Annotated in this window: 16 protein-coding genes; 11 read left to right on the top strand and 5 right to left on the bottom strand. The window is 39.9% G+C overall.

Annotation, left to right across the window (positions count from 1 at the left end; translation table 11 throughout):
* Positions 1 to 16 precede the first annotated feature (16 nt).
* From FTU62_RS02965 to FTU62_RS02955, 3 genes are all read left to right on the top strand, one after another.
* Positions 17 to 547, top strand: coding sequence for a YaeQ family protein (locus FTU62_RS02965; protein ID WP_168379277.1), 531 nt, complete (start codon positions 17 to 19; stop codon positions 545 to 547).
* Positions 548 to 1,054: 507 nt separating this feature from the next.
* A complete protein-coding gene (locus tag FTU62_RS02960; protein WP_078191421.1) occupies positions 1,055 to 1,393 on the top strand; it encodes an FKBP-type peptidyl-prolyl cis-trans isomerase in 339 nt (112 codons plus the stop codon).
* Positions 1,394 to 1,580: 187 nt separating this feature from the next.
* Complete coding sequence (locus tag FTU62_RS02955) at positions 1,581 to 3,377, top strand: diguanylate cyclase domain-containing protein (RefSeq protein WP_180101857.1); 1,797 nt, start codon at positions 1,581 to 1,583, stop codon at positions 3,375 to 3,377.
* Between the two features lie 129 nt (positions 3,378 to 3,506).
* Here the strand turns inward: FTU62_RS02955 and FTU62_RS02950 are convergent, their stop codons facing one another.
* Positions 3,507 to 3,953 (bottom strand): GNAT family N-acetyltransferase, encoded by a 447-nt coding sequence (locus FTU62_RS02950; protein ID WP_180101794.1) that lies wholly within the window; start codon positions 3,951 to 3,953, stop codon positions 3,507 to 3,509.
* 435 nt (positions 3,954 to 4,388) lie between these two features.
* On the opposite strand from FTU62_RS02950, the gene FTU62_RS02945 reads away from it, so the two are divergent.
* Complete coding sequence (locus FTU62_RS02945) at positions 4,389 to 4,877, top strand: hypothetical protein (protein ID WP_180101793.1); 489 nt, start codon at positions 4,389 to 4,391, stop codon at positions 4,875 to 4,877.
* On the opposite strand, the gene FTU62_RS02940 is transcribed toward FTU62_RS02945, so the two are convergent.
* Genes FTU62_RS02940 through FTU62_RS02930 form a run of 3 tightly spaced genes read right to left on the bottom strand, consistent with a single transcriptional unit; the run spans position 4,859 to position 7,203 of the window.
* Positions 4,859 to 5,422 carry a TetR/AcrR family transcriptional regulator gene (locus FTU62_RS02940; protein WP_180101792.1) on the bottom strand — a complete coding sequence of 188 codons (564 nt, stop codon included), beginning with the start codon at positions 5,420 to 5,422 and terminating at the stop codon, positions 4,859 to 4,861. The two genes, FTU62_RS02945 and FTU62_RS02940, sit on opposite strands and share 19 nt — an antisense overlap.
* A 50-nt stretch (positions 5,423 to 5,472) precedes the next feature.
* Positions 5,473 to 6,363: an alpha/beta fold hydrolase gene (locus tag FTU62_RS02935; protein ID WP_180101791.1), complete on the bottom strand. Its 891-nt coding sequence runs from the start codon at positions 6,361 to 6,363 to the stop codon at positions 5,473 to 5,475.
* 54 nt (positions 6,364 to 6,417) lie between these two features.
* A complete protein-coding gene (locus FTU62_RS02930; RefSeq protein ID WP_078192229.1) occupies positions 6,418 to 7,203 on the bottom strand; it encodes a crotonase/enoyl-CoA hydratase family protein in 786 nt (261 codons plus the stop codon).
* Between the two features lie 222 nt (positions 7,204 to 7,425).
* Here FTU62_RS02930 and pnuC point away from each other — a divergent pair, with 222 nt between their 5' ends.
* The 4 genes from pnuC (at position 7,426) to FTU62_RS02910 (ending at position 9,645) form a co-directional block, all read left to right on the top strand.
* Positions 7,426 to 8,016: a nicotinamide riboside transporter PnuC gene (gene pnuC / locus FTU62_RS02925; protein WP_111885562.1), complete on the top strand. Its 591-nt coding sequence runs from the start codon at positions 7,426 to 7,428 to the stop codon at positions 8,014 to 8,016.
* Between the two features lie 263 nt (positions 8,017 to 8,279).
* Positions 8,280 to 8,579 (top strand): hypothetical protein, encoded by a 300-nt coding sequence (locus FTU62_RS02920; RefSeq protein ID WP_180023193.1) that lies wholly within the window; start codon positions 8,280 to 8,282, stop codon positions 8,577 to 8,579.
* 235 nt (positions 8,580 to 8,814) lie between these two features.
* Positions 8,815 to 8,982, top strand: a complete 168-nt coding sequence (locus FTU62_RS02915) for a hypothetical protein (RefSeq protein WP_180101790.1) — start codon at positions 8,815 to 8,817, stop codon at positions 8,980 to 8,982.
* Positions 8,983 to 9,147: 165 nt separating this feature from the next.
* Entirely contained in the window at positions 9,148 to 9,645 is a 498-nt protein-coding gene (locus FTU62_RS02910) for a DUF2505 family protein (RefSeq protein WP_078192225.1), read from the top strand.
* A gap of 407 nt (positions 9,646 to 10,052) precedes the next feature.
* Here FTU62_RS02910 and FTU62_RS02905 read toward each other — a convergent pair whose 3' ends face one another.
* On the bottom strand, positions 10,053 to 11,333 hold the full coding sequence (locus FTU62_RS02905) for an MFS transporter (RefSeq protein WP_180021219.1): 1,281 nt from the start codon (positions 11,331 to 11,333) through the stop codon (positions 10,053 to 10,055).
* A gap of 378 nt (positions 11,334 to 11,711) precedes the next feature.
* On the opposite strand from FTU62_RS02905, the gene def reads away from it, so the two are divergent.
* The 3 genes from def (at position 11,712) to FTU62_RS02890 (ending at position 14,068) form a co-directional block, all read left to right on the top strand.
* On the top strand, positions 11,712 to 12,194 hold the full coding sequence (def, locus tag FTU62_RS02900; protein ID WP_180101789.1) for a peptide deformylase: 483 nt from the start codon (positions 11,712 to 11,714) through the stop codon (positions 12,192 to 12,194).
* 191 nt (positions 12,195 to 12,385) lie between these two features.
* Positions 12,386 to 13,597, top strand: a complete 1,212-nt coding sequence (locus tag FTU62_RS02895; RefSeq protein ID WP_180101788.1) for a GGDEF domain-containing protein — start codon at positions 12,386 to 12,388, stop codon at positions 13,595 to 13,597.
* A gap of 18 nt (positions 13,598 to 13,615) precedes the next feature.
* On the top strand, positions 13,616 to 14,068 hold the full coding sequence (locus FTU62_RS02890; protein WP_180101787.1) for a hypothetical protein: 453 nt from the start codon (positions 13,616 to 13,618) through the stop codon (positions 14,066 to 14,068).
* Positions 14,069 to 14,104 lie beyond the last annotated feature (36 nt).

Below are 14,104 nucleotides of genomic sequence, written 5' to 3'. Positions count from 1 at the left end.
ATTTGAGGACTTTACCATGGCGCTAAAAGCTACAATTTATAAAGCAGATTTGAACATTGCCAATATGGATGTACACCAATATGGTGATTATCAATTGACGATGGCTTTGCATCCTTCTGAAACGATTGAACGTTTGATGGTGCGTGTCTTGGCATATGCACGCTATGCAGATGAAGCATTAGAATTTACCAAAGATCTTTTCGAAACAGACGAACCAGCGCTGTGGGAAAAAGATTTAACAGGGCAATTGGTGAAATGGATTGAAGTCGGTTGCCCTGACGAAGACAAAGTCAAAAAAGCCAGTGCTCGTTGCCCACAAGTTGCTGTGATTACCTATGGTTCTTCAGTAGACGAATGGTATAAACGCAACAGCAAACTGAAAACCCTGAAGAATGTTGAGATTTGGCAATTATCTGAAGCGAGTACAGCCGCCATTCAAGAGTTATGCGAACGGACCATGTCTTTACAATTAAATGTGATGGACGGCGAATGGACTTTGATTGGTGATAAAGCTCAAGCGGTGATTGAATGGACACAATTGCAATAAGCTCATGATTTGATTTAACTTTTTATGATGGATGCGGGTTTAGGCTTGCATCCTTGTCGCTATAACTATTTTTTCAGCTAATACGATTCTGTTAATTTAACTGTCGATTTAAAACTCAGTTGACCTAAAACCATCATAAAAATCTAATTTGGGGAAAATTTCCAGGCCTCAATTTATGTAATGCTCATGGATGAATCCTCTTTATTATCATTGTAAATAGCGTTGTTCTTACCGCATAAACGTCTTCATTCAATGAACGTTCAAACTTTTAGAGCGCTTTAAATTTTTTATTCGTTTCTTCCCAATGCATCTTAGTGATAACGGAATACTCCTAAATGTTTCAAGACATGTGAGCTTTACTAGTAAATGTTTATTTGCATGCTGATCTAAATCATTGTGTTCTCAACTTTGAGTCGGTAAGTTCTAACGCATTCAAGGGCATCATGTTCAGACTGATTCTGTTTATAATAGTGCTTTATTTAGATTGCGGCATTTGAGGTTGAGAGCATGAGCACGGAATTAGAAATTATTGACTTAGTGGTAGGTGAAGGTAAAGAAGCGGTTAAAGGCGCTTTGATTACAACGCACTATACAGGCTGGTTAGAAGACGGTACAAAATTTGATTCATCACTGGATCGTGGTAATTATTTTGAAACAGTGATTGGTACTGGCCGTGTGATTAAAGGTTGGGATCAGGGCATCATGGGGATGAAAGTCGGTGGTAAACGTAAGTTAATCGTGCCATCACATTTGGCTTATGGTGAACGTAAAATGGGTAATGTAATTCCTGCCAATTCAAATCTTATTTTTGAGATTGAATTGTATGATGTAAAAACTCGCGATTAATACAGCGACTGTTTTAGATCGATGACATGGAAGTTATTGATCAATTTGATAAAATAGTAGTTGTTATTTTTGTCTTTTACCGTAGATTAGAATAATTGCTCGAGTATAAACGCAGGAATCAAAGCCGTTGTCTTTACAGTTGCCTTGCACCAGATTGTTCTGGGTTCTTACCTTTATTATTTTTACATTGGCATTCACTGTATCGACTGCTCAAGCACAGTATGAAACTGCTCCTAAATCGTTTTATTTAAAACATCAAAACGAAGTTAACCAAATCTACTTCACGGAAGACACCAGTAGCCTCTTACAAGGCAAATGGTTGTTTTATCCAAATCAATTTTTAACGTCTCCGAGTTCGGTTCTAGTCGGTCAAACGGTCTATCTGCCTGCATCATTTAAAGACATCACAGGGGACAGTAAAGGTTTTGGGACATACACTGGGCATTTCCAAATTCCCAAACAATTTATTGGCCGACGTATCGCGGTATTGATTCCAAATCAGTACGGTGCATATCGGGTATTTTTAAATGGTGATGTGATCGTTCGTTTGGGAGAAGTTGGGCGTACTGAAGCAGAACAAAAAACGGAGAATGCGCCGCGAATTGCCTATTTTGTGGCACAAGATGAATATTTCACTTTAACCATTCAGGCTTCAAGTTTTAACAGTATGCATGGCGGGTTTGAAAACCCCATGCGTATTGGTATCGCCAAGACAGTAAACCGCCAATTCCAACAACAAATGATGAGTATTGGGATGGTGTCTGGCGCCGTCTTGGGTGTGGGATTATTTACGATCCTATTTTCAGTCTTTCGAGGTTTACGCGGTCGCAATAGCCGAAGTAATTTGGTGTTTGGCTTATTTATTGTCTTTTTAGCACTCCATAATTTATTTTCAGCACCTTATGCCTATACAACTTTTACCGATATTAATTGGTTGTGGGGCACGCGATTAGAATACTTATTTACCTATTTGGCATCGATTTTCTTTTTAAGTTATATCCACTTGCTCAGTCGTCGCTATTTATTTACCTTAAATTATCAGATCGCGATGTTGCTGTTGTCTTTGAATATTTCAGTGACTTTTGTTTCGACGCCTGAAATTTTTCAACCTTTGGCAACTTACAGTTTTGCCTATGTGATCGTTGTTCTAAGTAATTTTGCTTATGGTTTTTACCTAACACTGAAAAAGAAAGAACCGTATTCAAAATTAAATTTAATCGCGGTTATTTTCCTATGCATTACTTTTTTAAACGACTTTTTGCTGATGATGAATTTGATTGATTCCGTCAATTTATCGTTCATTTCAACCAGTTTGTATGCCTTGTTGATCATGTTTCAGCAATCGCATCATTATGCACAGCAGTCGATGCATACCGAGCAGTTAAATAATAGTCTGCTTGAGCTAAACAGTTCACTCGATCAGAAAGTCAAAGAGCGCACCTTACAGCTCCATGAGCTGAATAAAAAATTAGAGCTACAAATTCGTATTGATGCCTTAACGGGGGCATTCAATCGTCGTGCTTTGAATGCAGAAATTCAACGTTTATATTCAGAAGTCCGTTTTCATAGTCATCGAACATTGGTCTTTGCCATGTTAGATGTCGATTATTTTAAAAATTATAATGACCACTATGGACATCTCAAAGGCGATGAGGTGTTACAGCAGATCGTGAAAACCATGCAAAATACCCTGCCAAGTTCAGCCTATGTGGCTCGCTACGGTGGAGAGGAGTTTGCCATATTGATGCATGATGTTCCGTATGCGATTGCCCAAGAACAATTGCAATTGGTACTCGAAGCCATGCGTAATGAACAACTTGAACATGTTAATCGGGGGGATGACAAAAATTACGTCACACTGAGTTTGGGCATGGCATGGATGGATAAACAGAATGACTTCAACAGTATCGAAGCCTTAATGAAGCATGCAGACCATTATTTATATATGGCTAAACAGGCAGGACGCGATCAACTTAAGCCTTGATACACAGTTGTAAACGGTTAAAACTTTGCGGTGCTATTGTTAGTAACATTACCAATACTCATTTAAATTCATCTCTCAAATTCATGCTGTTTGAAAATTTATCCCTCTATAAACGTTATTATCTCTCTACTAACAGAGCTGTTTAACCAATTTGAGCGGAACATCAGCAGGTTCAAAATCCTGATGTGCGACAAAGCCATATTTTTGGTAAAAGGCGAGTGCTGTATGGGTACTTTCTAGACTGATCTCGGTAATATTCTTTTTCCTGACACAGTGAATCGTGTTTAACAATAATGCCTTACCAATGCCTTGGTACTGACGTTCAGGGCAGATATAGTTCAGTAAAATTTGTCCTTGATCACTGACTAAAATAAAGCCGACCACTCGATTATCACTGACGTAGACCCAACTGTCGTTGTAAAGCATCCACATTAAGATATTTGATTGATTTGCCTCCTCAAGCCAAGTTTGAATCACACTTTCATTACGTTGATGGTCCTGGATACATGAACGAATGCTGTTGTGAATCACGTGAATAATTTCGGGTATATCCTGAATTTGTGCTTCGCGTATCATAATTTTTTCTTTTTATAGAAAACTCCAACAGCCTGTCATTTCAGAAGATATCGCCTTGTGCTTAAAGAGGCTTCTTGTTGCGTTTTATGTTTTTTTGCAGCCATTGCGCCGTTGGGTTGGGTTTTTATTTCAAAATTGTTGCAAAATTTACAAATGTATATTTATAAATTAATCGTTAAATACGGATAAATAACCACATAAATGCATCTAACTATACTGTTTTTAAAGTAATAATAGATTTTTTAGAAATGTATACATACTCAATGATTTCAACAGGTGTAATAGTTTGAAATAAATTAGCAAAGAAAATTGGCAAGATTTCAGCTTTAAAATAATTTTGTATGAATTTTAAACGTTATTGTGCGTTATATTAGTCCATAAAAATATTCGATGATTCAAGATGTGCATGCGCGTCATCGGCAGTAGGTTGTTATTATGGTTAATTTTCTCATTGTGATGTGTATTCTGATTGCGTTGTCTGCAGCAGGAATCGTGGTCAAAAAAATAATAAAAACAGAAAAATATCGTCAAAAATATACGCGTTACCAAGCACCAAAAAAATCGAACAGTATCTCTTTAGCATCGAATGATGATGCTATTCGTGACGTCGATCAAGTCATTGAAGTAGATGAATATGAACAGCAACTTTTTGATGATATTGCGGAAATTTTCTTTCAACAACAATACAAACTAGATTCGCTACAGGCAGCCGAACAGTTACAAGAAGTTTTTTTACGTCGCATGCCAGTCAATTGTAAAACTCAAATTCGCCAATTAGATCTGAATGAATGGTCGATTTATTGGAGTTTTTACAATCAATCGCTCGAGTATTATTTAGGTCGATACGGTGAGTTTTATACACATGTCGACCGTTTTGGCGAAGAACATAAAATTGAATATCGCTATCAAGACTCCGCAAGTTGAAGCAAAATGCGATCTTGGACTAAATCGAGATAACTCAAATCATCGGTTATTCGGGCCATTAAAATCGCGCCTTCATAATCCGCCAAGCTGACTTTGGCAAGTTGAGCGGCATGTTCGATGCTCATGCATCGCTGAAAAAACACTTCAAAGGCCAGTTGCCACTCCTGAAAGATGGACTGTAATTTTGCAAAAATCTCGGTAGGCAAATGTTGCCGTTCCATACTTAAAATCCCGACCAAACAACCTAATCCACCTTGGCTAAAAAACTGGATGGCCTGTTGATGGATGTGCGAGAAAGCCTGTTGAGGGGATTTAGTAGTTTGCTGTAATTGCTGAAAAATACTGTGTTGTAACTTTATATGCGTCAGGTTTAAAATTTCCATCAGTAAAGCGTCTTTATTCGGATAGTCATAATAAAACGCAGCTTTTGAGAGTCCACAGGCTCCAGCCAATTTCCCCATGCTGCAGCCCATATAGCCATAGCGTTTAAAGGCGTGTGCTGACTGTAGCAATAGATGTTCAGAGGTGTTTTTCCGTGGACGCATGTAACTCTCTATCCGAATAATTCAATATGATGTGTATGAAGTAAATTGGTCTAGGCAACTAACAGTTCGTCAAACCGTCCGATCACTTCCTGCCATAAGGGTTCAGCACCTTTGCGGAAATATCCCATATGACCAATATGTTTTAGACCATAATCTTGCGCTTCAATATTGATATAGTGCATTGACGCTTGTGCATAATGCTGCATAAAAGCATGTCTTGAATTGGGTAATGCCCAGTCATCATCGAGTGCAGCGACCGCATAGATCGGCGTTTGAACTGCAGCATATTGTTGAGACAGCTCACTCAGCTCAGGGTCGGCAAAGAAATAGGTTGGGTTTTTACACCAACGGCGCCATTGTTTATAGACATCGACAGGAAGGTCAGCGCCCATATTGAGTTTGCTCCAAGGCAAATACCCTTTGATGGCAACCATCGGCGGAAAAACGATATTCCACATTACATGAACCTTCATTTTTTCTTTAAAGGGCATATAGCCATGCCAACCTGCGCCAGTGCCAAAACAATACATGGCACGTATCTGATCGTGATTTGAGGTAAGTCCTAGTGCTTGGCCGCCATAGGAGTGTCCCACTAGAAAAGTTTCCTGACCGTGTTGTTGCATATAAGCTATGGCACCAGAAAGGTCATAACGTCCCCAGTCGAGGTAGGACATCTTAAAGCCTTTAAGTTTTGACGGTGCAGAACGTCCTATACCACGATAATCAAAAGTCAGTACTTGATAACCGAGTCCTGCGGCATACTCGGCAAAACGACGGTAAAATTGTTGAGGTACACCTGTCGCACTTGAAATAATAATATTGGCCTTAGCGGCAGTATTAGGCCGATATTCAACGCCTGAAAGCGTATAACCATCGGTTGCAGGGAAACTCACGGGTGTACTATGTATTTCTTGCGCTGCCGGTTCTAAATCCGTTGACATAATTTTTCTCTTGATAGGCAGGACGGAAAGGGTTTACTCAGTTTAAATAAAGGGTTATTTGCCCTGAAAATTGGCTGCGCGACGTTGTAGCATGGCCATCACACCTTCTTGTACATCTTGTGTTTTTAGTAGTGGTTGTAAATGCTGATCCAATTGAGCAAAGGCAGCATCGGCTCCCAAATGCACACCTTGCTGTGCTGCAGCGAGTGTTGCCTGAACCGCCAGTGGTGCAGCCTGTGCAATTTGTTCTGCAAGTTCAATGGCACGAGATAAGGGTGCTTGGTCAGTGATTTCAGTCACCAAGTTCATGTCATATGCCATTTGCGCATTGAAACGTTCACCCGTGAGTAAATAGCGCATGGCTTTATTCCAACCTGCTGCTTGCACAAAGCGAACTGTTGCACCACCAAAAGGAAGAATGCCACGTTGCACTTCCATTTGAGCGAACTCGGTCTGACGCTGTGCGATCACTACATCGGCATTCAGCATGAGTTCAATACCCGCTGTAAAACAGAATCCTTGTACCGCGACCACAACTGGTTTTTTTCGTTGTCGTGAGTTGGTTCCCCACGGATTAATTTGCTGATCAGGAAAATTAAACAGCCCGCTGCCAAGTTTGGGTTGTAGTTCGACCAGATCTAGACCCGCAGTAAAATGATCGCCATGAGCAAAAATTACCGCACAGCGTAAATTTGGATCATCTTCATATTCAGTGAGCGCCAGTGAAAGGTCATGAATTAAATGACTGTCAAACGCATTTCGTTTATCTGCACGGTCCAAACCGATTAAATAAAGATGACCACGGATTTCTCGACTTACACGACCTTGTTGTTCTGACATTTTAATGATTCCTTCTGATTATTCTTTAGGCATAGATAGGTTTTTAAACGATTGTTAGAAAACTGTCAAAACTGATGCGTTCAAAACATCAAAATCATCGTCTGGTGGATGAGTGGTTTGATTTAAAATTTACAGAGTTGATATGAAATAGTGTGGGATATAGCTTGCCTTTGGGCTGATTTTTTCCATAATAGCTGCAGCTTTTTTAAGGCCCAATCAACCATGTCGAACTTAGAAATATTTGCAGTCATTATTAGCTTAATCGGGGTGACTTTAACCATAAAGCGAAATATGTGGTGTTGGTGGTTTAACTTTGCAGCTTTTTTGCTGTATGCCTACTTGTTTTATACCTACAAACTTTATGGCGAAACCATTTTGCAGTTTTTCTTTGTGGTGGTGAACTTCTACGGTTTTTATCACTGGTTGAAGGGCAAACAACAAGATCATGACATCCGTATTGAACCGATTGCGACCAAAATTGTGATCTTTCAAATGCTCTTAGCTGCGGTGGGCGGTTTGATTTTTGGTTTAAGCCTGCACTATTTTACCGATGCAGCCGTACCAATTTTGGATGCACAATTGGCCGCGTTTAGCTTACTCGCAACGTATTGGACCAGCCGGAAACATATTGCTACTTGGGTGCTTTGGGTATTTGTCGATATTATCTATGTGGGTATGTTTATATACAAAGACCTGTATCTCACTGCGGCGTTGTATGCAGGTTTTGTGGGCTTGGCGGCATTTGGTTGGTGGCAATGGACACAAGTCAAAAATAAACAGCAGCAACAGGCGATGAAAGCTTTATCCATTTAGCCCACAGATGTTTTTTTCATTCCCAATTTGACAATTTATAAAAATATATTTACTTTGTAACTATAAAGGGCATTTCATAATCGGGCTTCACCCCGATGAGAAGTGCCTTTTTTATGCCTTAAGAAATGTGGCTGTGTTCATTTGAGTCTAAGACATGTCATAAAATCCTCTGTGAATTTATAAGCAAAATTGGGTGTCTGCGAAGCTTGATTTTAATAGCCGATGATCCGATCCCGATGAATAAGTAAAGAGCGTGCAGAGTCATGATTATCGACTTTCAACTTGAGCAGCAACTGCGTTTTGACCGACAAGCTACGGTTCTACTGCAGCAAAAGGCGAGCTTTTTTCAGTTTGAGCAAATAGCAGATGTGTATAACGCTGAATGGCTCAAGGCTTTTCCACAAGGGACGCAATGTAGCATCAGCGGTTTGGATGATGGTGCAGATGAATACGGCATCCAAATCAGTTATAAACACCAAAGCATCTTGATCGATTATTCACAACCGATCAAATTGGTACACCGTGATCGGGATGGTGTAGTGCATAGCATGCTGTTAAATTAACAACTTAAATTAAACTGAGATTTATAAAAGCAGTACCACAAAGATTTGTTATAGAAATATAAAAATAAGCGCAAGAAGAAATGAAAAGATATGGGAAGTTATTAAAGCAATGATGCAACTTGACCCAAAAGATTCAACATTTAAAATTTTTAATCAGCTATGTTTCGAACTTTTTCATGATTATGGCTCGCACTGCACGTCTTTTGAACCCAGCGCTTTGATACATGCAAAACCAATGCAACAGCTCCCTGAACAAGCCCGCTTTGATATTGTAAGACTAGACTTTGGTCATTGGTACGCAAAGTTGTCCTATGCAGGGATGTATTTAAAAATTGATGCGGGCTGGGAATTTCAGCTCGAGTTTAAAGATCAGTATGGGCAAATCTATCAAAAAGTCCTTTAAGGCAGAGTCCAATGAGTTGCAGTATGGCAATTCTGTTTTTTCAGTTTGGTTTCAGGTCAATGACAGCCATAACGCTTTTCGATTTAATTCAAAGCACAGTTTTAGCAACTGTAAACTGGGCGAAATAAAACAATAAAACCAATATTGACCTTAAGGATTACGAGAATGGCACATCAATTTACCGTCAATGCCACAATTCATGGCGTTTCACTTGAAGATTTTAAACGACTAGCCGCAGATATCAGCTTGCATGAAGCGGTGTGCAAACGCATACCGGGTGAAAATCTAGAAATTTTAGAATCAAAAAAAACAGGTGATATGTATACCTTAAAACGTGCCTATAACTTGGATGTAAATATTCCAGATATTGCCAAGAAGTTTTTAAAAGATGCGTTTCGTCTGAAACGTACGGATATTAGTAATTTGGCGGCATTAACCTCTGACGTCAAACTAGATCCGAACCTACCGCTCGAAGCCAGTTGTAAACGAAGTGTCAGTGGTGATGCAACACAAGTGAGTTTCAATTTGGACTGGACGGTGAAAGTCAAAGTTCCACTGATTGGTGGATTACTTGAAAAACATGCAGAAGGTGAAATTCGTCGTTTTAGTCAGCTTGAGATTGAAATTGTAGAAGATGAATTGCGTAAAAATTTAAAAGCCTGAATTGATTTGAAAGTGATTTAAAAAAACCGGTCATTGACCGCTTTTTTTAGGGACTGATGTTACGCACGTAAAAGTAATTTCACAATTTTTAAATGATATTTAAGTCTATTCGACGGGGTCTTACATCTATGGATTGAATAAAGGGATTAGCCTTCGGCTGGAGGTACTCTTACGAAACAATGTTTCTCATTAGGCAAAATGAGAAGCGAAGCTTCGCAAGGAAACCATCTTGCGGAGCAATGCTCCTCACCGCAAAACTCGTTCACTAGCGTCAAATTTTTCAAAGTATTGCAAAAAACAATTTTGATTAAAAGTAGTCCTGTCTCAAACACTTGCGGATGACCTTAGCGCGTATCGTTCATTTATTTGAATCAAATTGCGCTGCTGATGTTACTTCGTAACATCAGTTAGCGAGATGTTTTTTCAAAACGTTGACGATAAAGCATCGCAGTAAAGAAGGTCACCAAACAGACAGTCCATATATAATACATGGCGCCAATGTTGCTGTATAAACTCAACCATTGAACCAATGGCAAAGTGATACCACCCGCGATGGCATAGGCCAAATTGTATGAAAATGAAATGCCCGAGAAACGAATCTGTGCAGGGAACATTTTCACCATACTATAAGACACCATACCAACCGTACCTGATGCCAAACCGAGCAACATATAGAGCGCAAACACGGTCGATGCTGCCACATGGCCCAGGCTGTTATAGAACACGCCCGCGATTATTGCGACAAGGAGTGAACCGAACAGCATCACTTTACCCGCACCGAAGCGATCTGCCAAAAGACCTGCCAAGATACAACCGACCATTTGCATCACAATAGCGGCACTTTGCATTTTAAAGGCATCTGCACGTTCAAAACCAAAGGCGCCTGTGAGTAGATTTGGCATCGCTAAAATCAATACAACAACGCAGCCGGTTAAGAACCATGTAAACAGCATACCAATCACAACGCCTGTTTTGTGCTGTTGCAGCACTTGTTTCACTGGAAGTTCTTTAGCCAATTGTTTCTTTTCTTGCATGGCTTTAAATACAGGCGTTTCTTTTAAATAACTGCGTAGATAGAGCGCAACAAAACCAAAGATTCCGCCTAGAATAAATGGAATCCGCCATGCCCAGTCATGGATTTCTGACTCTGTAAATTGTAATGAAATAAACAAAGACATCAGTGCGCCCAATAGGATACCCAAAGATAAGCCGGCAGTGAGTAGGCCATTGGCGATCCCAATTTTTTGCTCAGGCACATGCTCTGAAACAAAAGTCCATGCCGCAGGGATTTCACCACCAATCGCGATGCCTTGAATCACGCGCATCAGTAGGAGCAAAAGTGGTGCTGCATAACCAATACTTTCAAAAGTCGGCATCACACCAATCATCAGTGTAGGCAGAGCCATGAGTAAAATAGACAAACTAAATAAACGCTTACGACCAATCAAATCGCCAAAATGCGCCATTACGACACCACCCAATGGGCGGAAAAAATATCCTGCTGCAAAAATACCGTAGGTATTCAGCATCGCCCAAAATGGACTGAGTCCAGTGGGGAAAAACAGTTCCGAAATAATTTTGGCGTAAAACACATAAATGACAAAGTCATAAAACTCAAGTGCGCCACCGAGGGATGACAGTCCGAGGGTGCGTTTATCTTGACGAGTCAGGCGTGGCTGAGCTTCCATGCAAATATTTTCCAGCAGCAAATAGCATTTGACGATTTTAGTGATTCAAATTTTTATTGAATAATCAAACTTTTTTGCCTTATTAAAAACTTATAGTTATGAAAATATTATTAATTAAGAACAAAATAATATAGATAAAGTCGCATTAACTTAAAGAATGATTGGTAATAGATAATGGCGTACCTTGATGTATAAATGATAAATATCAATGGTATAGGGTAGTATGATCTACTATTTTACTTTGTGCTCTATATAAACCACAAAAGATTCAAAGCCATAGCACGCTGTTGTTTTATACTCAGAACCGATAATAATGCATATTGCATGGTTGTTTTTTTTACGTGATTTAAGCCCGCTAGACTTAAAAAGGATAAAAACATGAGTAATGTTGCTGCTGTTGCACAGAGTGGTGAAGCAATTTTGACGCTCACTGCCGCAGAGGTACAAGCATCTGAAATAGGTTCTGCATGGTTAACTGCACTAAGTGAAACACTGCATGCCACTATGCTTGAGCGTCAAGGCGTAGGCATTGCCGCGCCGCAAATTTATGTTTCAAAGCGGGTGATTATCGTGGCTTCACGTGCAAATTTACGCTATCCCGACGCGCCTGAAATGGAGGCGATCGTGATGGTGAATCCAGTGATTACATCTCGATCTACGACCACAGTTTTGGGTGAAGAAGGCTGCTTAAGTGTGCCGAATGCACGAGGACAAGTCCCGAGAGCCGAGCAAATTCACGTGCGATATTTGACCCTTCAAGGTGAAGTCAAAGAGAAAACCCTGAATGGCTTTCCTGCACGGATCGTACAACATGAGGTCGATCATCTGAACGGGATCTTATTCACCGAGCGTTTAGAATAATAAACCGTGTTATTTCAAAAATAAAAAAGTGACCAATTGAGCTAAAAAAATAACGGAAAAGTAATTTGAATAGTGGTGCAAGTGAAGTTTAAAGGCTTCAAAGATTGCATGCTTAACTGTGAAAATAGACTTTCTTTTTGAAGCTAAAACCTTGTATAACTAGCGAAATAATAAAATAAAAAAGAAGATTAATGGGGAAAAATTGGGGCAATGCTGTCTGTACGAAATGGGGCGTACAATGGCGTAAATTGAAGCATCTTTTATTTGAATCCGACTATCTCATCATCAATTGGTCTGACTATGATAAAGGGCGTTTACTCCTCATCTTTGGCATGCTGAGTCAAGTTAGCGTGTTGAAGTGGTGCATCATGAATTTTTATTATTCGACCAATCGGATTTGGTTTAATCCGAGTGAACTCAAGTTCAGGATCATCGTCGCTTGTATAGTCCTACTCAGTTATGGCGTATTGGCAGTACTCAGTCTTTATTTTAAAAAATATTTAAATTTTAGACTGTTTTTTAGCTATTTTGCGCCCGTCCTGTTTGGGATCGGCATGATCTATGGTGGCTATATGATCGGGATCTATAGTCCTGCCACTATGGCGGGGACGGTCAATCTGCTGATGGTCGGTTTGGTTTTTTATCGTCCTGCGATTATGCTCAGTATTACATTTCCGATCACACTGTTTATTGGCTACATTTGCTATCAAACTTCGATTGACCATCTAGAATATGCACCGATTTTCAGCCCAGCTTTAAAACAGAGTGAGTTTTACGACAACGCCTTTTGGCTCATGAGTATGGCGGAGTTGTATTTACCCATATTGATCGTCAGTGCAGTATTTTTTCAGATTTTGCTTTTACAGTGGCGACACCGTGAACAAAAGATGGAAGTCCTCAGCCGTGTCGATGGGCTGACCAATGTGTTTAACCGTCGTTATGTCAGTCATGAACTTGATACGCTCAGCAAACTGACACGGCTTGAATTTGCAGTGGTTTTGCTTGATCTCGACCATTTTAAATTGATCAATGACCAATATGGACATGATGCAGGAGATGCCGTTTTACAACGTGTTGCTCAAATTTTAAATGACAATACCCGTGTGCAAGATGTGGTTGGACGTTATGGCGGTGAAGAATTTATTTTAATTTTAAAAAATCAGAGTTTAGAGCAGGCGATAGAGGTCGCTGAACGCTGTCGATTGGCCATTTCTGAAGCTGAAACTATGATAGCCAACCATCAAATGTTGAAGATTAGTGCAAGTTTCGGTGTAGCAACTGCGATCGAGGGGACACCGTCTGCTGTGGTCACGCGTATGGCTGATCAAGCGCTGTACATGGCAAAGCAACAAGGTCGTAACCAAGTACGCAGCTTTCGTGAGTTAAACTTGGCAGAAGATTAAAAAAGTTAAACGATAGTTATGCAGCAATTACAATTTCAGCTCGGATTAGCGCAGCTCCACTTTCAGACCGAGCAAAAGAATATTCATTTTGATCATGGCTTAGTCGCTTTGGTGCAAAAATGTGTTCGACATCAGCGCTTCGATGCTTTAGCGATTGAATATTTGATCTATGAAATTGAAGAAATTTTAGAACGATTACAGCTTAATTATCAGACGCAGCGTTATGCTCAGTCGAATGATGCGATGCTGCATATATTGGCGCAGACCTTTTTTGAACATGCGACCCGCATTGAACGACAAAGCTTAGAACATGGCTTTAATGAAATGATTGAACATACTGAATATTATCAAGATCTCTTTGGTGAACAGGCAATCATTCAACTCAGTTATTTCGTTTTTATTCGAGAAATGATGCACCATTTGAATATACAGCACATACAGGTTTTAGCTCAGAACACGGCTTCACCATAAGGACTTATACAGAGGCAGCTCAATTTGTTATAAATA

This window comes from Acinetobacter sp. YH12126 (assembly GCF_013418745.1).
In the GTDB taxonomy this organism is placed as follows: domain Bacteria; phylum Pseudomonadota; class Gammaproteobacteria; order Pseudomonadales; family Moraxellaceae; genus Acinetobacter; species Acinetobacter amyesii.
The sequence above is the reverse complement of the archived record's forward strand: the minus strand, read 5'-3'. Positions and strand labels throughout refer to the sequence as shown.

What these genes read in the sequence shown, in the direction of transcription:
- FTU62_RS02895 (WP_180101788.1), top strand. Translation starts at nt 12,386, where the DNA reads ATGGGGAAAAATTGGGGCAATGCTGTCTGTACGAAATGGGGCGTACAA.
- FTU62_RS02945 (WP_180101793.1), top strand. Translation starts at nt 4,389, where the DNA reads ATGGTTAATTTTCTCATTGTGATGTGTATTCTGATTGCGTTGTCTGCA.
- FTU62_RS02905 (WP_180021219.1), bottom strand. Translation starts at nt 11,333, where the DNA reads ATGGAAGCTCAGCCACGCCTGACTCGTCAAGATAAACGCACCCTCGGA.
- FTU62_RS02930 (WP_078192229.1), bottom strand. Translation starts at nt 7,203, where the DNA reads ATGTCAGAACAACAAGGTCGTGTAAGTCGAGAAATCCGTGGTCATCTT.
- FTU62_RS02910 (WP_078192225.1), top strand. Translation starts at nt 9,148, where the DNA reads ATGGCACATCAATTTACCGTCAATGCCACAATTCATGGCGTTTCACTT.
- def (WP_180101789.1), top strand. Translation starts at nt 11,712, where the DNA reads ATGAGTAATGTTGCTGCTGTTGCACAGAGTGGTGAAGCAATTTTGACG.
- FTU62_RS02920 (WP_180023193.1), top strand. Translation starts at nt 8,280, where the DNA reads ATGATTATCGACTTTCAACTTGAGCAGCAACTGCGTTTTGACCGACAA.
- FTU62_RS02915 (WP_180101790.1), top strand. Translation starts at nt 8,815, where the DNA reads ATGCAACAGCTCCCTGAACAAGCCCGCTTTGATATTGTAAGACTAGAC.
- FTU62_RS02935 (WP_180101791.1), bottom strand. Translation starts at nt 6,363, where the DNA reads ATGTCAACGGATTTAGAACCGGCAGCGCAAGAAATACATAGTACACCC.
- FTU62_RS02960 (WP_078191421.1), top strand. Translation starts at nt 1,055, where the DNA reads ATGAGCACGGAATTAGAAATTATTGACTTAGTGGTAGGTGAAGGTAAA.
- FTU62_RS02950 (WP_180101794.1), bottom strand. Translation starts at nt 3,953, where the DNA reads ATGATACGCGAAGCACAAATTCAGGATATACCCGAAATTATTCACGTG.
- pnuC (WP_111885562.1), top strand. Translation starts at nt 7,426, where the DNA reads ATGTCGAACTTAGAAATATTTGCAGTCATTATTAGCTTAATCGGGGTG.
- FTU62_RS02965 (WP_168379277.1), top strand. Translation starts at nt 17, where the DNA reads ATGGCGCTAAAAGCTACAATTTATAAAGCAGATTTGAACATTGCCAAT.
- FTU62_RS02940 (WP_180101792.1), bottom strand. Translation starts at nt 5,422, where the DNA reads ATGCGTCCACGGAAAAACACCTCTGAACATCTATTGCTACAGTCAGCA.
- FTU62_RS02890 (WP_180101787.1), top strand. Translation starts at nt 13,616, where the DNA reads ATGCAGCAATTACAATTTCAGCTCGGATTAGCGCAGCTCCACTTTCAG.